The 20,059-nt window shown below is 41.3% G+C and carries 20 protein-coding genes and 1 tRNA gene; 8 read left to right on the top strand and 13 right to left on the bottom strand.

All coding sequences use genetic code 11. From position 1 onward, the window contains the following. Positions 1 to 26: 26 nt before the first annotated feature. The 9 genes from OKW21_RS19665 to OKW21_RS19705 form a co-directional block, all read right to left on the bottom strand. On the bottom strand, positions 27 to 446 hold the full coding sequence (locus OKW21_RS19665; protein WP_277482429.1) for a hypothetical protein: 420 nt from the start codon (positions 444 to 446) through the stop codon (positions 27 to 29). Then, the gene (locus OKW21_RS19670; protein ID WP_277482430.1) at positions 391 to 1,380 is read right to left on the bottom strand and encodes an OprD family outer membrane porin; all 990 of its coding nucleotides are present in this window, start codon (positions 1,378 to 1,380) and stop codon (positions 391 to 393) included. The genes OKW21_RS19665 and OKW21_RS19670 overlap by 56 nt, the downstream gene beginning before the upstream one ends. Beyond that, positions 1,377 to 2,411: a c-type cytochrome gene (locus tag OKW21_RS19675; RefSeq protein WP_277482432.1), complete on the bottom strand. Its 1,035-nt coding sequence runs from the start codon at positions 2,409 to 2,411 to the stop codon at positions 1,377 to 1,379. The genes OKW21_RS19670 and OKW21_RS19675 overlap by 4 nt, the downstream gene beginning before the upstream one ends. Positions 2,412 to 2,417: 6 nt before the next feature. Continuing rightward, positions 2,418 to 2,831 (bottom strand): YeeE/YedE family protein, encoded by a 414-nt coding sequence (locus OKW21_RS19680; RefSeq protein WP_277482434.1) that lies wholly within the window; start codon positions 2,829 to 2,831, stop codon positions 2,418 to 2,420. Between the two features lie 20 nt (positions 2,832 to 2,851). Beyond that, positions 2,852 to 3,427, bottom strand: coding sequence for a YeeE/YedE family protein (locus OKW21_RS19685; RefSeq protein ID WP_277482435.1), 576 nt, complete (start codon positions 3,425 to 3,427; stop codon positions 2,852 to 2,854). A gap of 165 nt (positions 3,428 to 3,592) precedes the next feature. Then, complete coding sequence (locus OKW21_RS19690; protein WP_277482438.1) at positions 3,593 to 5,005, bottom strand: MBL fold metallo-hydrolase; 1,413 nt, start codon at positions 5,003 to 5,005, stop codon at positions 3,593 to 3,595. Positions 5,006 to 5,074: 69 nt separating this feature from the next. Beyond that, positions 5,075 to 6,802: a SulP family inorganic anion transporter gene (locus OKW21_RS19695; protein WP_277482440.1), complete on the bottom strand. Its 1,728-nt coding sequence runs from the start codon at positions 6,800 to 6,802 to the stop codon at positions 5,075 to 5,077. Positions 6,803 to 6,878: 76 nt separating this feature from the next. Beyond that, a complete protein-coding gene (locus OKW21_RS19700; protein ID WP_277482442.1) occupies positions 6,879 to 7,508 on the bottom strand; it encodes a Crp/Fnr family transcriptional regulator in 630 nt (209 codons plus the stop codon). A gap of 182 nt (positions 7,509 to 7,690) precedes the next feature. Further along, positions 7,691 to 8,458 (bottom strand): type III pantothenate kinase, encoded by a 768-nt coding sequence (locus tag OKW21_RS19705; protein ID WP_277482445.1) that lies wholly within the window; start codon positions 8,456 to 8,458, stop codon positions 7,691 to 7,693. Between the two features lie 65 nt (positions 8,459 to 8,523). On the opposite strand from OKW21_RS19705, the gene OKW21_RS19710 reads away from it, so the two are divergent. Together OKW21_RS19710 and OKW21_RS19715 are read left to right on the top strand one after the other, a co-directional pair. Continuing rightward, positions 8,524 to 9,030: an FKBP-type peptidyl-prolyl cis-trans isomerase gene (locus tag OKW21_RS19710; RefSeq protein ID WP_277482448.1), complete on the top strand. Its 507-nt coding sequence runs from the start codon at positions 8,524 to 8,526 to the stop codon at positions 9,028 to 9,030. A 47-nt stretch (positions 9,031 to 9,077) separates the two neighbouring features. Further along, positions 9,078 to 9,881, top strand: coding sequence for a DUF481 domain-containing protein (locus OKW21_RS19715; protein ID WP_277482451.1), 804 nt, complete (start codon positions 9,078 to 9,080; stop codon positions 9,879 to 9,881). A gap of 55 nt (positions 9,882 to 9,936) precedes the next feature. Here OKW21_RS19715 and OKW21_RS19720 read toward each other — a convergent pair whose 3' ends face one another. The 3 genes from OKW21_RS19720 to OKW21_RS19730 all read right to left on the bottom strand — a co-directional run bounded on the left by OKW21_RS19720 (position 9,937) and on the right by OKW21_RS19730 (position 13,903). After that, a complete protein-coding gene (locus tag OKW21_RS19720; RefSeq protein WP_277482453.1) occupies positions 9,937 to 12,468 on the bottom strand; it encodes an ATP-dependent Clp protease ATP-binding subunit in 2,532 nt (843 codons plus the stop codon). Between the two features lie 138 nt (positions 12,469 to 12,606). Continuing rightward, on the bottom strand, positions 12,607 to 13,257 hold the full coding sequence (locus OKW21_RS19725) for a WbqC family protein (RefSeq protein WP_277482456.1): 651 nt from the start codon (positions 13,255 to 13,257) through the stop codon (positions 12,607 to 12,609). A 13-nt stretch (positions 13,258 to 13,270) separates the two neighbouring features. Beyond that, positions 13,271 to 13,903: an L-threonylcarbamoyladenylate synthase gene (locus OKW21_RS19730; protein ID WP_277482458.1), complete on the bottom strand. Its 633-nt coding sequence runs from the start codon at positions 13,901 to 13,903 to the stop codon at positions 13,271 to 13,273. A 288-nt stretch (positions 13,904 to 14,191) separates the two neighbouring features. On the opposite strand from OKW21_RS19730, the gene mltG reads away from it, so the two are divergent. The 6 genes from mltG to OKW21_RS19760 all read left to right on the top strand — a co-directional run bounded on the left by mltG (position 14,192) and on the right by OKW21_RS19760 (position 19,298). Further along, positions 14,192 to 15,226 carry an endolytic transglycosylase MltG gene (mltG, locus tag OKW21_RS19735; RefSeq protein WP_277482460.1) on the top strand — a complete coding sequence of 345 codons (1,035 nt, stop codon included), beginning with the start codon at positions 14,192 to 14,194 and terminating at the stop codon, positions 15,224 to 15,226. A gap of 3 nt (positions 15,227 to 15,229) precedes the next feature. Further along, positions 15,230 to 15,637 (top strand): acyl-CoA thioesterase, encoded by a 408-nt coding sequence (locus tag OKW21_RS19740; protein WP_277482462.1) that lies wholly within the window; start codon positions 15,230 to 15,232, stop codon positions 15,635 to 15,637. Positions 15,638 to 15,733: 96 nt separating this feature from the next. Continuing rightward, positions 15,734 to 15,818 (top strand) — tRNA-Ser (locus OKW21_RS19745). 739 nt (positions 15,819 to 16,557) lie between these two features. Further along, positions 16,558 to 17,154, top strand: a complete 597-nt coding sequence (locus OKW21_RS19750; RefSeq protein WP_277482465.1) for a transposase — start codon at positions 16,558 to 16,560, stop codon at positions 17,152 to 17,154. Between the two features lie 317 nt (positions 17,155 to 17,471). Further along, positions 17,472 to 17,726 (top strand): hypothetical protein, encoded by a 255-nt coding sequence (locus OKW21_RS19755; protein WP_277482467.1) that lies wholly within the window; start codon positions 17,472 to 17,474, stop codon positions 17,724 to 17,726. Positions 17,727 to 18,014: 288 nt separating this feature from the next. Next, positions 18,015 to 19,298 (top strand): cation:proton antiporter, encoded by a 1,284-nt coding sequence (locus tag OKW21_RS19760; RefSeq protein ID WP_277482469.1) that lies wholly within the window; start codon positions 18,015 to 18,017, stop codon positions 19,296 to 19,298. Positions 19,299 to 19,515: 217 nt separating this feature from the next. Here OKW21_RS19760 and OKW21_RS19765 read toward each other — a convergent pair whose 3' ends face one another. Continuing rightward, positions 19,516 to 19,968, bottom strand: coding sequence for a histidine kinase dimerization/phospho-acceptor domain-containing protein (locus OKW21_RS19765; protein ID WP_277482472.1), 453 nt, complete (start codon positions 19,966 to 19,968; stop codon positions 19,516 to 19,518). Between the last annotated feature and the right edge of the window lie 91 nt (positions 19,969 to 20,059).

A 20,059-nucleotide genomic window follows, 5' to 3' on the forward strand; every position in this document is an offset into this window, starting at 1 on the left:
TGAAACTTCTGTATTGATGGGGGTGCTTAAAAATTGTAGTTGATAAGCAAGTTGAGCTGAAACATATCCACTTTATTTATGGTGAAGTTGGGATTTTCAGGACGGTCTCCGTTTCCTATTTTGTAGGTCAAGAGTAATTCCGGTTTAAGTCTTTTTACGTTTTTACTGTGGTAGAAGAAATCCAGATTGAGATGTGTATAATCAGGCATAGCATATTTATTATCCGCTGCATTACTCACCGGAGGTTTCCAATGATGCCCTATGCTAATGATAGATTGAAACCTGTCATTATCATTATTCAAAGGAAAAGTACGGTCAAAAGTGAATACCACTGCATGGCTGTTGGCTGTACCTTCGCTACGTTCTCTCTTCTGAAAACTGAACAAAGGCTCACGCCCCCACTCCCGTGGAAACAAAAAACCTGCCACCTTCCAAAATATGGTCATAACCGAGGCTAAATCTTGTCTTGCTGAACTTCATTTCAAGCTGCGTTCCCAGCACATTGGAACGCTGATCTTCAAAATAACGCAAAGAATCAGTTTCATTTCCTCCTTTTCCTACCATCTCCTGATGTATCCATTCCAGTGAAAGCCGGATATCTTTTTCATGCAGGTCAATAGCAGGTTTTAGATAAGTAGTATTGAAAATATTATCTACATAATAATTCCATGCTTCAGCCTTGATAAAATCAGTGAGTGATACGTTCAGACCAGTGATAGCAATATAGTCGGATTGTGTATTACCAGCATACTGGCAGGCAGTACCGGCCAGCGTTCTACCTACCGGATACTTCCCTATACTTTCTCCTATCTTAAAAAATCCATCGCTTGAACGAGGAGCTATTGCATTCAGCACTCCCAACTGAAACCTGTATTTTTGTTTTTTTGTATGGGTGTACAAGACTCCCTGACTCAGTGTGGGTATCATTCTTCCATCCTCAGGATTTATAAACGGTGTGGCTAATTTAAACCTTCCCAGGATCAGCTTATGTCTCTGATTTTCATACTGTACGAATAACTCTCCTGCAATAAAGACCAATCTGTCACCCATATCCTGTACATTGAACAAGCCAGACTCATAACGACTGTATTTACCCGTAGTGGCATCAGGAACGCTCAAATCCTGTATTCCTAAACTAAAAGATGTATAGGCTGCTGCACCAAATTTGAAATGTTCTTCCAGCGAATACACATATTTTAACTTTCCACCGGTGGCAAGTGCATAATAGTCTTTCAACTCACCTTTGTTAAAAGTATTGAGGTAAAATGTCCTCCATTGCCCTGAAAACTCGCCACTGCTATTTTTAAGAGAATCTTGCGCTATCACCACATGGTTACACCACTGAAACAGAATCCAAATAAATAGTGCTATCAGTCTCATTTCGTTTTAGTGATATCATACTTATCCTTATAGTAGCGCATGATGGGCCCAAAAGGGCCATACTTATGCTGTTCCGCCGGAAAGTCATCTGCCCAGGGGCCATAAGGCGTTGAGACATGTTTTAGCTGGATATCAGGAAAATCAGCTTCAGCATTTTCTTTTAAAGGGCGCTCAAAACTATCAATATAGGCTGCCACATGATATGCCTCCTCATCTGAAAGTTTAGGCTTATCATGGCTGGCCTGCCCAAATGGCATATTCGCTTTGATAAATTCTGCCGCGGTAATCACACGGTTCATTCCAGCGCCATGGTTATAGCTATCCGGCCCCCAAAGTGGAGGAAACTGGTAACCTTTGCTACTATCAGCCAGCCATACGCCTTCGCCATTTTTTCCATGACAGAGCATACACTCCCTTTCATAGACAGATTTTCCAATAGCCGGGTCAGCGGCTAGTTCAGGAAGCTTAATGTCAGGAAAACCGGAAAAGGCATAGACCTTCTCCTGAGGAATACCTTCGCTTAGCCACTCCATATAAGCTACGATTGCTTTCATCTGCTTAGAATTTTCAGGGAGCTTGCGGCCATTCACGCTGCGTTCCATACAGCCATTGATCCTGTCTTCTATGGTTCCCACTTTATTCTCTCTGGCGCGAAACTGAGGATAACGTTCAGTGACGCCAATCCATGAAGCTGAACCCGCCTGTTTCCCCGCATTTAAATGGCAGTTTTTACACGCCAGATTGTTACCGGCATACTGCATGTCAGGATTCTTCACCTGTGGCCCCATCCATTTTGAAGTCTCAGTGAGCAGCAAGTAGCCATACCTGATCTGTCTTCCTCTTTCATCTTCTGGCAGATCTGTATCAATAGCTGGTGGAAACCAGTCTGTGAGGTCTGTCTCTGCCTGATGTGTATAAAATAGAGATGGCTTTAGCTGGTAAAGAATGACTGCTCCAAAGAACCCCAGTACCAGCACAAACATTACAGTAGTCAGGCGGGCAAGCTGTTTTATGGCTTTCTGGAAGTCCATGGCGTATCAATGAGGTAGCTTGCTTCTGAGTAAACCGTATGTATAAGTTCCTAATAAAGCAGCAGCTATCATGACTAAGATCACTCCTACACCGTTTCCCAGCAGAATAAACATAGGGCCGGGACAGGCACCCGTCATGGCCCAGCCTAAACCAAATATAGAACCTCCGATCAGGTATCGGGGGATACTGAACTGCTTGGGGTTGATCACAATAGGCTCGCCATCCAATGACTTGAGGTGAAAGCGCTTGATGATTTGCACGAAAATGATTCCCAGCAACACAGCGGAACCTATCACCCCATACATGTGAAAAGACTGAAACTTGAACATCTCATATATCCTGTACCAGGAGATGACTTCAGCTTTTGCCAGCGTAATTCCGAATATGATGCCTATGATTAAATATCTTAAAAACTTCATGCTATTGCTTTTAAAAGAATTTATAGAGTAAGTAAATGTGGTAAGATCAGGTAGGTCATGATTAGACCACCAATAAAAAAGCCGATTACGGCAATCAAGGAAGGCAGTTGTAAATCGCTTAATCCACTGATCGCGTGTCCCGATGTGCAGCCCCCTGCATAGCGTGTGCCGAAGCCAATCAGAAAGCCTCCTACTACGATGAAGATCAACCCTTTCAGGGTGAAAAGAGATTCCCAATTAAAAATGCTGGTTGGGACCAGGCTGCTTCCCGGCTTATCCAGACCAAAGGCCTGCAAATCGTTGATCGTAGCCTGAGAAATGTGTACTTCTGCATCTGGTGTCAGGTAGAGGTGTGAAATCAACCCTCCGATTACCAAACCTAAAGCAAACACCAGATTCCAGACCTGACTCTTCCAGTTAAAGTCAAAGAACTCACAACTCTTTCCTGCTCCTGCGATAGAGCACATCGTCCTCAGATTTGATGAAATGCCAAAGCTCTTACCCAAGAGTAGTAATGAGAACATTACCAATGCAATGATTGGCCCCGCCACGTACCAGGGCCAGGGCTGGCTTATAAATTCAATGATTGTATTCATGTAAATAATTTTCTTTTATAATTACCTATTCAAATGTACGCATACGCATAGAGCAGAAGCGTAACAATTGTTACATACCTGACTCCAAAAGCTACTGTACTCACATATCCAAACAGAAAAAGCCGGAAAATGTCCGGCTTTAATTCCTGGCTGAATGATGAGACTTTATTTTAGTGTGGAAGGGCAGACATAGTCAGTTGTAGGAATATCGGTCTCAGATATCGCTTTAAACCCTCCGCTAATATCTACGATATGCTGGTAGCCTCTGGATTTTAAGATGGAAGCCGCAATCATTGACCTATATCCACCAGCACAGTGAAGGTGATAAGTTTTTTCTTTATCTACCTTCTCCATATTTTCACTGATATAGTCTAATGGAAGGCTCTCTGCTCCCTCTACGTGCTCTGCCTGATATTCTGTAGGCTTCCTGACGTCCACCACGTTTAGGTGCTCTTCCTCTTTCAATTTTCCTGCAAATGCTGGAGCCGAAATGGAAGTCACTGAATCTGTTTCCTTACCAGCGGCTGTCCAGGCCTCCAGGCCTCCTTGCAGATAACCCAGCGTATTGTCATAGCCTACCCGGGATAAGCGAGTTATCACTTCTTCTTCCCTACCTTCGGGGGCGATAAAAACCATGGCTTGCTGAAGGTCAGGAATCAAAGCACCTACCCAGGGGGCAAAGCTACCGTCAATTCCTATAAATATTGCATTCGGAATATGACTCGCTGCAAACTCTTCAGGTGAACGCGTATCCAGTACTACCGCACCTTCATGGTTAGCAATAGCTTCAAATGTATCAGCGTCCAGCGGCACATTTCCTTTTTCCAGGATTTCACTCAATCCTTTTGCCCCGCTCTTATTCATGGCAACGTTCTGAGCAAAATACCGGGGAGGAGGCAGTAGCCCTTCAGTTACTTCTTTGATAAATTCTTCTTTGCTCATATTAGCTCTGAGCGCGTAGTTGGTTTTCTTTTGGTTACCTAACAGATCAGTAGTTTCTTTGCTCATATTTTTTCCACAGGCAGAGCCTGCGCCGTGGGCAGGATACACGACCACATCATCTGGCAAGGTCATAATTTTATTTCTGAGGCTGTCGTACAAATATCCGGCAAGATCATTCTGGGTCAGTGCACCTTTCTGAGCAAGGTCGGGCCTGCCTACATCTCCTATGAAAAGGGTATCTCCGCTAAAAATCGCATGCTCTTTTCCCTCCTCATCTATCAGAAGATAGGTGGTACTTTCCATCGTATGGCCAGGGGTGTGCAGCACCTTTATCTTTACTTTGCCCAGCTCAAATATTTCTCCATCCTTAGCTTCATGGATATCATATTCAGTCTTGGCATTGGGTCCGTACACAATAGTAGCGCCAGTCTTTGCTGCCAGGTCTACATGACCAGAAACGAAATCTGCATGGAAGTGGGTCTCAAAAATGTATTTGACCTTTGCGCCTTCTTTTTCTGCTTTTTTGATGTAAGGCTCAGATTCTCTCAAAGGGTCAACGATGGCTGCTTCTCCTGCGCTTTCAATATAGTATGCTCCCTGAGCAAGACATCCGGTATATATTTGTTCTATTTCCATATCAATTATTTCTATTACGTTTAACTATTCAAATATACGTGAGCTTGATAGGTCTGAGTGTAACAATTGTTACTTTTTGTGATTAGACTGCAAAGCATATTCTTTGTGCCCCTCTCCTTCTTGAGTGGTGATAAAGCGCACTGCTTCGTTCAGGTCAAAAAAGATGTTATCCTTACCGATGAAGTCTATCAAGCCCGTACGGTGGAGTGTGTCTCTCACTGGCCCTATCAGATCACAGAGTACAAATCTGATATCCTTCTCTTTCAAAAATTCCAACAGCTCCTTTAATCCGAGAGAAGCGGTGGCATCCAGATGACTGATTGGCCCTGCATCCAGTATCACTGTATCTATTTTGCCCTCAGAGTCTTGGATGGCATTTTCAACGTACTCTTTGAAATATTGGATGTTGATAAAGGTCAGGGGGGCATCCACTCTCAAAATCAGTAAGTTTTCCCATACTTCCAGCTCTTTAAAACGAGTTATGTTTCTGAACTCATGATAGCCTTTTACTCTTCCCAAGCGGGCAATATGAGGATAAGCTGCTTTGTACAACAACACCAGTATGGATAGTACGACACCTGTCACAATGCCCGGTACCATGCTAAAATTCAGGGTTACCAGGAAAGTAGCCAATAGGAGTAAAAACTCCATTTTACTGTCCTTCCAGAGCTTTCTGGCATAAGATATGTCTATAAGCCCGGCTACAGCCACCATGATGACTGAGGCAAGGATAGCTTCCGGTAAATAATAAAATAAAGGTGTTAAGAACATTAAGGTCAAAGCGACCAAAGCTGCGCTTATGATTGAAGCAATTGGCGTATTGGCACCTGACTGATAATTTACCGCAGAGCGGGAAAAGCCTCCAGTTACCGGATATGCCTGAAAAAGTGAACCCACCACATTGGCTGCTCCTAATGCCACCAGCTCCTGATTAGGAAGCACTTTATAATCTCTCTTTTTGGCCTCTATGGCTTTAGCTACCGAGTAAGCTTCCATAAAAGCTACTACCGAAATCGTCAACGCTAAAGGAACAATTTCTCCCAGCTTGCCCAGAGATAAGTTAGGGAGCTGAAATGCAGGCAAACCTTCCGGTATGGTTTTGACGATACTCACTCCTGCTTCATTCAACTGCATAAAATAGACCAGCAGCGTACCAAATACTACAGCTACCAATGCTCCGGGAATATTTTTATGAATCTTTTTAGCCCCCTTGATCAGCGCAATTCCCGCAATTCCAATGAGTAAGGTGAACCAATGGATATGATCAATTTGCTGAATGGCACTCCAAAGGATTTCATAGACTCTATTGCTCTTCACCAGCTCTATGCCCAATAAATATTTCAGTTGGTTTAAGCCTATGATCAGTGCAGCGGCAGAGGTAAATCCACTAATCACCGGCTTTGACAAAAGGTTGGTAATAAAGCCTAATCTCAGCACTCCTAACAGTAACTGAAAAGCCCCCATAAAGAAGGCTAACAGAATGGCAAAGCCAATATAGGCGTCAGTACCCTGGGTGGCCAATACCGATACACCGGCAGCAACCAGGAGAGAATCCATGGCTACCGGAGCTACTGATAACTGACGAGAGGTGCCAAAAATAGCATAAATGATTTGGGGAACGATAGATGCATATAACCCATATACTGGCGGTAGTCCGGCGATCAAGGCATAAGCCATTCCCTGAGGGATCAGCATGATGCCAACTGTTATCCCCGCAAAAATATCTCCCTTGAGATATTCATTCTTATAAGCAGGCAGCCAGTTGGTGATTGGCAATACTTTTTGTATAAGTTTCATAATCTAATGTTCATACTCATATCAAAAGTACGTTAGGTTGATTTTCAGGAGTGTAACATTTGTAACATAAGCATGTTTACAATATTTCTATACGGTTGCGGTATTGCTCTATTTTCTGCGCCTTTTCCAGTTTTTTCAGCAGTCTGGATATCACTACTCGGGAAGTATTCAGTTCATTGGCGATCTGCTCGTGGGTTTTGTGAATCACAAAAGATCCGGAAGCCTGTTTTTTATCTAATAAGTATTTGTAGAGCCGTTCGTCCAAATTCAGAAAGACTACACTGTCCAAGGTATTTAGCAACTCGTCAAACCTGCTTTGGTATGAGTCAAATACAAACTTTCTGAACGAAGGATACTTGGTGATCCAGGTATCCAGATAGCTCATAGGAATCATCCAAAGCACAGAGTCCTCTTCGGCCATTACCAAAAAAGAGGTCTTTTTTCCTTCTATGCAGCAGGTAATAGACATAGCACAGGTCTCTCCCCCTTCCAGAAAATACAGGAAGACTTCATTACCATTTTTGTCCTGACGCATCACTTTGAGCAAACCCTGTAATACGATGGGCATCTCACTCGCCTGACTTTCAGGACTAATTAATACTCGCCCGGCTTTTACTTTTTTCAAGCGTCCTACTGCCAGTATTTCTTCTATCAGCTTGGGTTCAAGTGACGAATTGTTAAGTACTTTGTTTACAAGTTCTTTCATACATCAAAGTATACAAATATGTTTTTTTGTTCATATGATAGTTTAATATACCGTATCATAGCTTAGTATGATAATAATAAAGTAAAAAGCCTTTTACATAAACTCAATGATTATACGTAACTGAGCTGATGAGGTCTTTGGATTTGCAGACAAATGCCAATAGCCTCATGTAATTATCGGTCTTACGGCAATGCATTTCTCCAGGCAATCAGGCGTAATCCGTCCAGGGTAAGCCAGGGGTCTAAGGCATCAAACTGGTCAGTATGAGGAGCTATTATTTCGGCTAACCCTCCGGTAGCAATTACTTTGGCAGCCCCTCCCAACTCTGCCTTAATCCTTTTAATCAATGATTCTACCAATCCCACATAACCCAAAACTACCCCTGATTGTATGGCATGAATGGTATTTTTACCGATGGCTGAAGGAGGGGCTTCTAACTGAACGAAGGGCAATTGGGCCGTATTTGTAGATAGTGATTTCATTGCTGATTTTAGTCCCGGTGCGATAGACCCCCCCAGAAGTTTTCCACCTTTGCCCACTATCGTTATGGAAAGTGCCGTTCCAAAATCTACTACAATACATTGATCCTGATACTTGGCATATCCGGCTACCGCATTCGCTAAAAGATCGGAACCAATTTCGGCTGGATTGTCAATTACTATTTCTATTCCGGTATCTATCCTGGCATTGACCATTAGAGGATCTAGCCCAAACATACGGCCTGTCATCTGCCTGAAAGTAGTACTAAGCGTAGGGACAACACTACTGATAACCACCTGTTTGACCTTATCAAAGTTTTCCCGCCCATTTAACAGGAGTGAGCGAAAAAGCACTTCATACTCATCTGAGGTTTTGTCAGTAACTGTATTGAGTCGCCAATGCTCTTGCCAGTCACCTTCAAAGATTCCGAATGCAATATTTGAATTACCTATATCTATCGCTAAAAGCATAAAAAATTCTTTAATAAACAATGCTCAATATGTGATGTTCCTTTAATAAACCCAAAATCAAGACGATGGTTGTTGAAGAGAATCGCATCATTACTATGAGTTATGAGTTGAGAGAAGCTAATGCTTCTGGACAGGTATTAGAAGTTATGGATATTGCTTACCCTTTCATTTTTTATTACAAATCTACGGGCATATTAAATAGCTTTCAGGAAAACCTTCGCGGTATAGCTTCCGGTGAAAACTTTGAATTTGTACTGTCGGCAGAAGAAGCTTATGGTCCATATAAAGAGTCCAGCATTGTTCCCATACCGATTGAACGCTTTGTTGTAGATGATGAGATGGCGGATTCTATCCGTGATGTAGGAGATTATGTATCGGTAACAGATGAAGAGGGAAATACGCAAAATGGTAAAGTGGTGGAGAAAAGTGCTACACACCTTAAAGTAGACCTCAACCATGCAATGGCTGGCAAAGACCTTCACTTTAAAGGAAGAATTTTGAATATCCGAAAAGCTAAAGTTGATGAATCCGTGCAGAAAAGATACATCATGCCCGATGGAATTCGGTTTTAGGTGATTCTTATTACATTTGTGCGGCAAACATTTATCATAACCGTACTATGTGTTTTAAGCATTTTCTTTTCGCCTGTATTATTCTTTTTTGTTCTCAAAGCCTCTCAGCTCAAATTCTCAATGTTGAGAAATCTCGCCTTAGCGGAGATTCAGTAAACTATTTTTTAGGTAGTCTGGGTTTATCATTCAATACCAACAACCGCAGTATCGATGATGATGGTGAAACAGTTTCGTTCATTGGCCTTACTGCTAACTCCGATTTTGGTTATATCTCTGAATTACATAGCTTCCTGATCATCAGTCAGTTTAACTATACCGCTACCTCGGATGACCCGATCAATAGCACCGGATACGGTCATTTTCGCATTAATTTTTTACGTAAGCGCTCTGTATCTTATGAGACCTTTACCCAGGTGCAGTATGACCAGGGAAGAGGTATGCAGATACGGTGGTTAGGAGGTGGAGGCTTACGTTTCAGGCTAAAAAGTACCGAAAAAAATAGTATCTACGCCGGCATAGGAGCTATGTATGAAGAAGAGATCTGGGATTATCCTGGCCCTAGTGAGGCGGAGTTTACTACGCGCATCTGGAAATCATCCAATTATCTTTCAGGAAGGTTTAAGCTGAATGATCATATCAACCTGAACCTGATTACTTACTATCAAACCGGCTATGACTTTGATGCAGAAATTTTCAGACATAGAGTGAACGCTGATTTAAACTTACTCATCAATGTAACTTCAAAACTCTCACTTCAGACCAGCGCATTTATTGGCTATGAAAATGAGCCGGTAGTTCCCATCACCAAAACTATTTACTCCATCAGTAATGGTGTGATTCTAAGCTTTTAGAAAAAAAAAGGACTGTCTTTTCAGACAGTCCCTGCATTTATTAGCTTACTAAAATTTACTCTTTCTTTTCTTTCTCCATTTTTTTCTTCTTATGGCTTAAAGTAAGTTCTTCACTTTTGCCATCATAGTCGGCCACGATAATATCAGTTGGCTCTACATCGCCTTTGAGAATTTCTTCTGCTACAGCATCTTCAAGATATTTCTGTATCGCTCTGTTAAGTGGACGCGCCCCGTACTGAGGATCATAGCCTTTATCAGCAATGAAGTCTTTTGCTTTCTTCGTTAACTCAATGGTATAACCAAGTGCTGTTACACGAGCAAACAACTTACCAAGCGTGATGTCAATGATCTGGTGAATATCTCCTCTCTTCAGAGAGTTAAATACAATCACGTCATCAAGCCTGTTCAGGAACTCAGGGCTGAAAGTTTTCTTCAATGCATTCTGAATTGTAGACTTCATGATCTCGTCCATATTCTCCTGCTTTGATTGCGTAGAGAAACCTATGCCTGCTCCAAAATCTTTGAGATCTCTGGCACCGATGTTAGAAGTCATGATAATGATCGTATTCCGGAAATCTACTCTTCTTCCTAAACCGTCGGTCAGAATACCATCGTCCAGTACCTGCAACAACAGATTAAAGACATCAGGGTGTGCTTTCTCAATCTCATCAAGCAATACCACACTGTAAGGTTTTCTCCTTACTTTTTCGGTAAGTTGTCCCCCTTCCTCATAACCTACATATCCGGGAGGCGCTCCTACCAGACGTGATACGGAGAATTTCTCCATGTACTCACTCATGTCTATTCTGATCAGCGCATCTTCCTTGTCAAACAGATAAGTTGCCAAAACTTTCGCAAGTTCAGTTTTACCTACTCCTGTTGGTCCTAAGAACACAAAAGTACCTATCGGCTTCTGAGGGTCTTTCAGCCCTACGCGGGTTCTTTGAATGGCCTTCGTAAGCTTATTGATCGCGTCTTCCTGACCAATTACCTTGCCTTTCAGTTCACCACCCATACCTAGCAGTTTCTGGCTTTCGTTCTGTGCCACTCTGCTGGTAGGAATACCCGTCATCATCGCAATAACTTCCGCTACGTTTTCTTCATCAACCGTATAACGCTTGGTACGCGTTTCTTCCTCCCACTTTTGTTTGGCACTTTCCAGTTGATCCAGCAACTTCTTCTCACGATCGCGCAACTGGGCAGCCTCCTCATACTTCTGGCTTTTTACGACACGGTTTTTCTCAACCTTGATGTTTTCAATCGCCTCTTCCAGTTTTACAATCTCATCAGGTACATGGATATTGTTAATATGTACACGTGCGCCAGCCTCATCTAACACATCAATTGCTTTATCGGGGAGAAAACGATCACTAATGTAGCGGTCCGATAGGCTTACACAAGCGTCCAGCGCTTCCTGCGTGTAATTCACATGGTGATGACTTTCATACTTATCCTTGATATTATTCAGGATTTGCATGGTTTCTTCCGGAGAAGTTGCATCTACCATTACCACCTGGAACCTACGGGCTAAAGCACCATCTTTTTCAATGTACTGACGATACTCATCCAAAGTAGTAGCACCGATGCATTGAATCTCTCCTCTGGCAAGTGCAGGTTTGAACATATTAGAAGCATCCAGCGAACCGGAAGCACCTCCCGCACCTACAATAGTATGCAGCTCATCTATGAAAAGAATAACGTCGGGAGACTTTTCAATTTCATTCATTACTGCTTTCATACGCTCTTCAAACTGGCCACGGTATTTGGTACCTGCTACCAAAGATGCAAGATCCAAGGTCACCACTCTTTTATTGAAGAGTACACGAGATACTTTTTTCTGAGTAATTCGCAAGGCCAGTCCTTCAGCGATGGCAGTTTTACCAACACCTGGTTCACCTATCAAAATAGGGTTGTTCTTCTTTCTACGGCTGAGAATTTGAGCCACGCGCTCAATCTCCTTCTCTCTTCCTACAATAGGATCCAGTTTGTCTTCATCAGCCAGCTTGGTAAGGTCGCGGCCAAAGTTATCCAGTACAGGTGTTCTGGATTTTTCAGAACCTTTTGACTCTCGTCCTGAGCTTGAACCACCAAAGATACGGCTGGAAGAATCTTCATCGCTATCATCAGTATCAGAAGAAGCCATGGGATTCTCTGTCTGGTATTCCAAAAGTTCTTTTACGACATCATAATTGACATCAAATTTCTCAAGAATCTGTGTAGCGATATTATCTTCATCTCTCAGGATAGAGAGCAACAAATGCTCAGTTCCGATCAACTGGCTCTTGAATATTTTAGCTTCAAGGTATGTGATTTTTAATACCTTCTCTGACTGTCTTGTCAAAGGAATATTGGCCAGGTTTTTTACATTGCCCGTGGCAGTACCTTTGGTAGCCTGCTCTACTGCATTTCTGAGCTCATCAAGAGATACACCCAGTTTTTTCAGCAAGCTAACCGCTACTCCCTCTCCCTCTCTGATCATGCCAAGTAGCAAGTGCTCCGTACCAATATAATCATGTCCTAAGCGGAGAGCCTCCTCTCTACTCAGGGATATTACTTCTTTCACTCTATTAGAAAATTTAGCTTCCATACACTAAGGAATTATAAGTAAGTCGCCGGGGCGCCAGTCTGGCAAAACCCGGTCGGAAATCGTTAATTTGACTTATCCTGCTTACGAGCAAGATAAAAATTTTGTACTAGAAATCAACAAGTCTAGGAAAGCAAATGTTCAACGAAAGGTGAGGGAAGATTGCTCTAAAATCACATTGGCATTTGCACCTTCACAAAACAGCAAATCTATTACACTAAGATTAGGAACAAAGTTTTTGCCAAAAACCTGATTGTATGCTTTATACTCACCTTTTTTATCACCAGGGGGTACAGAATTTACATCTATTTGTCCTCTTAGGTCAACCCACTGGCTCTCAGGAGCTTTCACGTATGAACTTGTCAATTCTATTTCTTTACCATGCCAATTGAGCAGTTCAAGACACTTTGTCAGTAAATCTAAATTCAGGTCTATCAAAAACTTGTATTTACTGTATAAAATGTCATGGAAGTAATCAGCAAAAAAATCAAAAAAAGGAGATTTACCATAAGCAGACCTGATAGCTCTCCAATGATTGTTTTGCCAGTGTTGCGAATAGCTCACCCTTATGTCTTTCACCTTAGTTTTAACCCCGTCTTTGCTAACTGGTATACTTAGGATTTGCACCTTATTAGCCGTGAGAATATAAGCACGATTCCGATAAGTTTGCTTGGTATAATTTTCATTTACCTCAAGCATAATTTTCCGAAACTTCTGCAGATGAACGAAATAAGCGATGCATGGCAGATAATGCAACTCTGTCAAAACAGTATCTGCTGTTGAATGATTCATTCTTCTGCCCAGATTACATAAAAGGCGCCAGATCGCCCATTCCTTCCCGCACAATTTTCACTTCGTAATCATCAGTACAGTCCACCACAGTAGATGCGGTGTTATTTCCAGGGCCGCCATCTATAATAATATCTACCAGATTGCTGAACTTTTCATAGATCAAAGTCGGGTCGGTGGAGTATTCTATAATCTCATCATCATCATGGATAGAGGTGGTAATAATCGGGTTGCCCAGTCCTTTGACTATCTCGCAGGGAATATTATGATTCGGAATCCTGATCCCTACAGTTTTCTTTTTAGAATCTATCACCTTAGGTACTTTACTACTGGACCGCAGGATGAAAGTATAAGGACCGGGCAATGTTTTTTTCATCAGCTTAAAAGTAGGTGTAGGCAGGTTTTTGACATACTCGGAGATATGACTCAGGTCGTTACAGATAAACGAAAAATTATTTTTAGAGGAATCTACCCCTTTGATGCGAGCTACTCGCTCCACAGCGTCTTTGTTGTAAATATCACAGCCAATTCCATAGACAGTATCTGTGGGGTAAATCACTACTCCCCCCTGACGTAGTACATCTATGACCTTATCAATTTTTCTTTTTTCAGGATTTTCAGGGTGTATCTTCAAAAGCTCTGCTTTCATAAATAAAATAAGTTTGGATTGACTAATAAAAGATAGCTTAAGTTAAACTAAGTATCGGGTAAATGATGTTTGTTGTATTCAAGCATTTTACGTAAAGTTTTATCAAAAACTACATGCTCATCACAAGATTATTAAAAACAACTGATCAAAAATGTCCTTCTCGGACAAATTACTAATTTTGCTGGTGTTATAAAATGAGCGTTAGTGTTTCTTGAGTCACAATATTTGTTTTATCAATCTATATACGACTTAGTTCACTAACAAAGAAAGGATATCAAATAAATACGAATGAAAAGAAATAAAATACTGATTGTAGGGCTGATAGTATTCACAGTAGTAATAGTATCTTTTTCCTTTTATGCCTACCAGATGTTTATGTCGCCCAACATACTGGTAGATAAGTCAGAAAGAGAAGTGCTCATACCGACCGGCTCCACTTTTGACGAGGTGCGTGATATGCTATATGAGGAAGGCTATGTGAATGATCTGCTGTCATTTAGTGTGCTTTCCAAACTCATGAAGTACGACCAGTACGTAAAACCAGGCCGTTACATTCTGAGTCCTGATATGTCTAACCTGGAAGCTATCCGATATTTACGTTCCGGCAAACAAGTGCCGGTGGACGTAACTTTTAACAATGTACGACTTAAGCCTGAGCTCGCTGAAAAGCTTACTTCCAACCTGGAAGCAGATGCCGACGAGTTTTTAAGACTTATACAGGACTCTTCTGTAATCGCGCAATATGGCTTTTCGGAAGAAAACATCATGACAATGTTTCTGCCCAATACGTATGAGATGTTTTGGACAACGCAGGAGCAGGAACTTTTAGAACGCATGCACCAGGAGTATCAGCGGTTCTGGAGCGAGGAGCGCCTCGCCAAAGCCAAAGCGCTCAATATGACGCCTGTGGAAGTTTCTATACTAGCGTCAATTGTAGAATCAGAAACCAACAAAATGGATGAAGCACCTATAGTCGCTGGTTTGTACCTAAACCGCTTGGACCGCAATATCGCCCTACAGGCTGATCCTACTCTTGTATTTGCCGCTCAGGATTTTACCATTCGCCGGGTTCTGGACAAGCATAAAGAAATTGACTCTCCTTACAATACTTACAAATATACCGGCCTCCCTCCCGGCCCTATACGTGCGCCCTCTATTCAGGCGATCAACGCTGTACTTAACCATAAAGAACACAACTACTTATATATGTGTGCAAAAGAGGACTTTTCCGGTTATCATAATTTTGCCACTAACCTCCAAACCCATTTGGCAAATGCCCGACGCTATCAGCGTGCCCTGAGTCAGGCAGGTATTTACAATTAAGCTATGTACAAGCACACTACGCAGATCAGAGTTCGCTACGGGGAAACCGATCAAATGGCTTATGTCTATTATGGCAATTATGCTTCCTACTTTGAAGTAGCACGTGTAGAGGCATTAAGGCAACTGGGCATGAGCTATAAAGAGTTGGAAGACGAGGGCATTATGATGCCTGTATTAGAAAATCACTCTTACTATCATCACCCCGCTGTATACGATGATTTACTCAGCATAGAAGTCAGTATCAAAGACATGCCATCCGTAAGGATAAGTTTTTCTTATCGTATTGTTAATGAAGCAGGTAAACTCGTGCACTCAGGCGACACCAAGCTTGCTTTCATGAGAGCAGATACCAAGCGTCCTTGCAGGCCTCCGGAAAAGATGCTGGCTTTACTCAGGCCTTTTTTTGAATAATCTTCCCTAAAATTAAAAATTCTCCCTTATAGCGTTTGTCATTAAAATGAAAAACTTTACATTTGCATTCTCGTTCACCAAAGCGTATATCTACACAGAGAGTTGGCGGAGTGGTCGAACGCGCCGGTCTTGAAAACCGGAGACCTTCACGGGTCCGGGGGTTCGAATCCCTCACTCTCTGCAGGGTCCTGAACCTAAAGCGCATCTTACAGCAAAGCCCTTTAAATCATATGATTTTGAGGGCTTTTTTTTTCTTCAGGATATCAAATAAAACCAAACAAACACAAATCATTCGGTGACCTTTTTTAGTTTTTTATTCCTATAAATTGTAGTTCATTGATTTGTATTGGCAGATGTCAAAATAAAGCAAATTAATGAAATTTGATCATCTGATCATGAGGCTATGTACTTTGGAATAAGCTTATTTCTTTCCATTACCGATAGAAGCTTCTTGAAAATCACAGTTTTTTATTCTCAACCTTTGACTCTCAGATACAGTATGCGCTGGGGTATCAACTGAAGAATCCTACGCTGATGAAAGCTGAGTGGATGAAGAGTTAAATGAGGAGTTTATGCAATGAATCAAGACAAAATCTTTGAACTTTAGGCTTACAAGTATTCAATCAGGTTTGAGATGATTCACTGATTTCATACGTCCTTTAACATAAACTGAAATTATTGTACTTGAAATTTTTATGTTTTTAGCTGTGTATTTTATATTAATTAACCATCCTTGCTCTCCCCTGCTTTATGATTGCCACCTTGAGCAATCAATTTTCCACTATGTATACTCATCTAAATAATTCAAGTTGCTACCTATGAAGGAAAGTGTTACCGTATGGCAGAAGATCGTATTTTTGAGGTTACCACACTTCAAGCCATCGATACTTATGCTCAACGATAACACTGTTGCAATATAGGTGATTCTGGATGGCATTCTTCAAACGATTGACCCTCATGAAGATGCTCAACGCCAAGTGAATGATGCTTTGATTCTGACTACTGCCCTGATTGCTGCCTGGTATTTTGGCCGTAATTGGACCACAGCCCTGAGTTACATACGTGCTCATCACTGCTCTTACATGTTAAGTTCATCCCGATTCAATCGGCGCTTACATAGTATCGCCTTAGTGGCAGAATACTGCTTCCGCTTGTTGGGATGGGTTTTTAAAGCAGCTAATTTTAGGCAACGCTATCTGTTAGATACTTTTCCGGTACGCGTATGTCATAACATCCGCATTGCTCGTTGTCGGTTATTGCAAGGAGAGGATTATCGGGGCAAGAATACTTCCAAACGTGAATATTTTTATGGCTATAAAGTAGCTTTATTAACAAACGAAGAAGGCTTACCTGTAGAATTAGCTTTCTTACCAGGTGCTTACAGCGACCATTCTGCCTTAGCCCGCTTAGATTTTGACCTTCCTCATGGTAGTATTGTTTGGCAAGATGCTGGATTTACTGATTATGTATGGCCGGCACCGGTGGGAAGATTTTTACCAACAAGAAGAACATATTGAGTTTGCTACACAGCGTAAAAAAAACTCTCAACGTGGCGATAGTTTTGTAGATGCCATAGCTAAAAAATACAACCGGAAAAAGATAGAAACCGGGCCACGGCGGCTATCTTTAGTGAAATCACGGCTCGATTTGCCAAGAAACTACATGCTGTAACCATAGAAGGCTTTCAATACAAAGTATTTTTAACAATTATGGCTTATAGCTTGGTCAAATATATTCAATTATAAGTAGCAACTTAGATTAATTAGCATAAGCTAAAACTCTTGGAGTTCTCTACACCCAAGGAGTTTTTAATGAAAGCAGTACCAGTGCACGTATGGCTGCTGCTCAAGCACCCTGTGACATTTTATTCCTTGATTTAGGTCCACTTTCCCTGGATTTGCTTGGGCTGACTGTAGATTTATCAGAAATTGTGCTGGATATCAATGCCGTTTCTGGTTCTGGAAATTTACTGGATAATTTACTTTGTGCAGTGGCTGGCCTATTGGATGCTGGAGGGCTCCTTTCAGATCTCATTGGTAGTCTTACTGGCCTTCTCGATATTCTCAATCAGATAAATGATAATTTCTAGAAGGCGAGATTTAACCTAAATCTCGCCTTTTTTATTGTCACGATCGCTTACTACTCTTCACCTCTTCATCACAATCTGCTATTCAATCCTACTTTCTTCATTTACATTTCATTCTTCAGATTTTGATAGTCCTTTTCAGGGTATTTACAAGATCCATCTTTTGCTGATCCAACTGCCCTTTATTTAGGGATTTTACAAGAACCTTTTACTGAAAACCCGGTTATTTTGATTCAGCATTTTTAGCGTTGATCCATTGATGGGGATAGAATTTTTTGATATTAAATTTTAATGGAAAGCTATATAATCAGCATCACAGTCATTGGTACTGCCGCATTGGGTATGACATGGATACCTAGCTTAACTAAAAAGTTAAACATATCCTACTCTATTATCTTTCTCTTATTTGGCGTCATCATTTACAGTGTTATAGATAATTTACCATGGCCGAACCCTTATCGGGAGCAGGATTACACCGTACACCTTACAGAGTTGATAGTCATTGTGGCATTAATGGGAACAGGGCTAAAGATAGATCATCCTTTTTCATTCAAAGAGTGGAAAATTCCTTTTCGTCTGGTAACCATCACTATGCTGTTTTGTATAGCCAGCATGGTAGTATTGGGTGTATGGGGCTTAGGATTTGATCTTGCATCAGCAGTATTATTAGGAGCTGTACTTGCTCCCACTGACCCTGTTTTAGCTTCAGACGTTCAGGTAGGTCCACCCAATGAAGGAGAAAATGATGTGGTGCGATTTTCATTGACGGCTGAGGCAGGGCTTAATGACGGAATGGCTTTTCCTTTTACCTGGCTGGCTATTATACTTGCTATAGTGTCACAGACCGGCGAACCTTGGTTAGGAGAGTGGCTATGGAGAGATGTATTATATCGACTCTTTGCAGGAGTAGGGCTAGGTTTTTTACTGGCAAGGCTGATCACCTATCTTTTTTTTCATCTGCCGGACAAATATAAAATGCTACATGTGAGAGATGGTTTAGTAGCTGTTTCTGCTACTCTATTTATTTATGGGGTTACAGAACTAGCACATGGGTATGGTTTCATGGCTGTATTTGTAGCTGCTGTCACGATCAGAAATTATGAGATAAAACATGAGTATCATCAAACTTTACATTCTTTCACCGACCAGATAGAGCGTATCTTACTGGCTGTGCTTTTAACTTTGTTTGGAGGTAGTTTGGTAGCAGGAATTTTAAATAATCTTAGCTGGAATATGGCACTCATAGGTTTAGGTTTCGTACTCATCATACGTCCTTTGGGGGGATTAATAGGTATGCTGGGCATACCCATTAAAATGAGAGAGAAAATAGCAATTGGTTTTTTTGGGATCAAGGGGATTGGTTCTTTCTTTTACCTTGCATTTGCCTTGAATGAAACAGATTTCGTACATCAAGGAGAGCTATGGTCTATGACCGCCTTTATTGTACTTATCTCTATTTTGTTGCATGGCCTCACAGCTTCCATTACTATGAAAAAACTTAAGCTCAGGTATATCACTGAACAAGAAAGTGAGAAGCAGAAAGAGCATAAAAGTAAAAAGGAATTTTATTCCTAAACATGAAAACTGTAACAATGCAAAAGACATAAGTGACTACAATTGATCAATATTATCTTATACATTTTTCAATTTACGGCAGCAGATAATTATTCAAATTTTTTTTGTCTTGTCCTGTGTTAAAAAGGTCCCTTTTCATACTAAAGGTTGTTAAAGGACGACTCAGGCATTAAAGTAAAGTTTAAATTCTGTCCCTTCTACATGCCTGTGGAAACGTTTAAACATAGTAAACAACTTTGCCTGGTGAGCGATACTTGATAGCATTACTTAGCAGATTATATAGGATACTTCTCAGGTTTACCTTGGCAAAGGTCAGTTCTCGCACCTGCAAATCTTCACTAATCTTGACTTTAGTACTCGTAACTAAGTGGCGTATCTCTTCTTTTGCTTCCTCTAGCACCTCTTTGAAAGAAACGACCTCCTCTACTTCCTCCATATTCCTCTGAGCCTTGGTCATTTCAATAAGGCTCTCTATGGTATTTTGTAGCCTTAATCCCGAAGTACTCATCTTCTCAACAATTTGATTTTCAGCCTCATTGAGCTTCGGACTTATAATTCTTTCTACCAAAGAAAGTAATCCTTCCAAATTGCTAATAGGAGCTCTGAGATCGTGTGAGGCTGTATAAACAAAGTTGTCCAGGTCTGTATTTACTTTGTGCAACTCCCTCATCAGTGCTTCATTACTGACACGTTCACTTAAATCCGTGTGATTTTTGTATAACCTATATGCTGGTTTTGATGATTATATATGGTAGTAATAA

It is taken from the genome of Catalinimonas alkaloidigena (assembly GCF_029504655.1).
GTDB lineage: Bacteria > Bacteroidota > Bacteroidia > Cytophagales > Cyclobacteriaceae > Catalinimonas > Catalinimonas alkaloidigena.

Coding starts and splice junctions, on each gene's coding strand:
- OKW21_RS19665 (WP_277482429.1), bottom strand. CDS start 446: ATGACCATATTTTGGAAGGTGGCAGGTTTTTTGTTTCCACGGGAGTGG.
- OKW21_RS19670 (WP_277482430.1), bottom strand. CDS start 1,380: ATGAGACTGATAGCACTATTTATTTGGATTCTGTTTCAGTGGTGTAAC.
- OKW21_RS19675 (WP_277482432.1), bottom strand. CDS start 2,411: ATGGACTTCCAGAAAGCCATAAAACAGCTTGCCCGCCTGACTACTGTA.
- OKW21_RS19680 (WP_277482434.1), bottom strand. CDS start 2,831: ATGAAGTTTTTAAGATATTTAATCATAGGCATCATATTCGGAATTACG.
- OKW21_RS19685 (WP_277482435.1), bottom strand. CDS start 3,427: ATGAATACAATCATTGAATTTATAAGCCAGCCCTGGCCCTGGTACGTG.
- OKW21_RS19690 (WP_277482438.1), bottom strand. CDS start 5,005: ATGGAAATAGAACAAATATATACCGGATGTCTTGCTCAGGGAGCATAC.
- OKW21_RS19695 (WP_277482440.1), bottom strand. CDS start 6,802: ATGAAACTTATACAAAAAGTATTGCCAATCACCAACTGGCTGCCTGCT.
- OKW21_RS19700 (WP_277482442.1), bottom strand. CDS start 7,508: ATGAAAGAACTTGTAAACAAAGTACTTAACAATTCGTCACTTGAACCC.
- OKW21_RS19705 (WP_277482445.1), bottom strand. CDS start 8,458: ATGCTTTTAGCGATAGATATAGGTAATTCAAATATTGCATTCGGAATC.
- OKW21_RS19710 (WP_277482448.1), top strand. CDS start 8,524: ATGGTTGTTGAAGAGAATCGCATCATTACTATGAGTTATGAGTTGAGA.
- OKW21_RS19715 (WP_277482451.1), top strand. CDS start 9,078: ATGTGTTTTAAGCATTTTCTTTTCGCCTGTATTATTCTTTTTTGTTCT.
- OKW21_RS19720 (WP_277482453.1), bottom strand. CDS start 12,468: ATGGAAGCTAAATTTTCTAATAGAGTGAAAGAAGTAATATCCCTGAGT.
- OKW21_RS19725 (WP_277482456.1), bottom strand. CDS start 13,257: ATGAATCATTCAACAGCAGATACTGTTTTGACAGAGTTGCATTATCTG.
- OKW21_RS19730 (WP_277482458.1), bottom strand. CDS start 13,903: ATGAAAGCAGAGCTTTTGAAGATACACCCTGAAAATCCTGAAAAAAGA.
- mltG (WP_277482460.1), top strand. CDS start 14,192: ATGAAAAGAAATAAAATACTGATTGTAGGGCTGATAGTATTCACAGTA.
- OKW21_RS19740 (WP_277482462.1), top strand. CDS start 15,230: ATGTACAAGCACACTACGCAGATCAGAGTTCGCTACGGGGAAACCGAT.
- OKW21_RS19755 (WP_277482467.1), top strand. CDS start 17,472: ATGGCTGCTGCTCAAGCACCCTGTGACATTTTATTCCTTGATTTAGGT.
- OKW21_RS19760 (WP_277482469.1), top strand. CDS start 18,015: ATGGAAAGCTATATAATCAGCATCACAGTCATTGGTACTGCCGCATTG.
- OKW21_RS19765 (WP_277482472.1), bottom strand. CDS start 19,968: ATGAGGGAGTTGCACAAAGTAAATACAGACCTGGACAACTTTGTTTAT.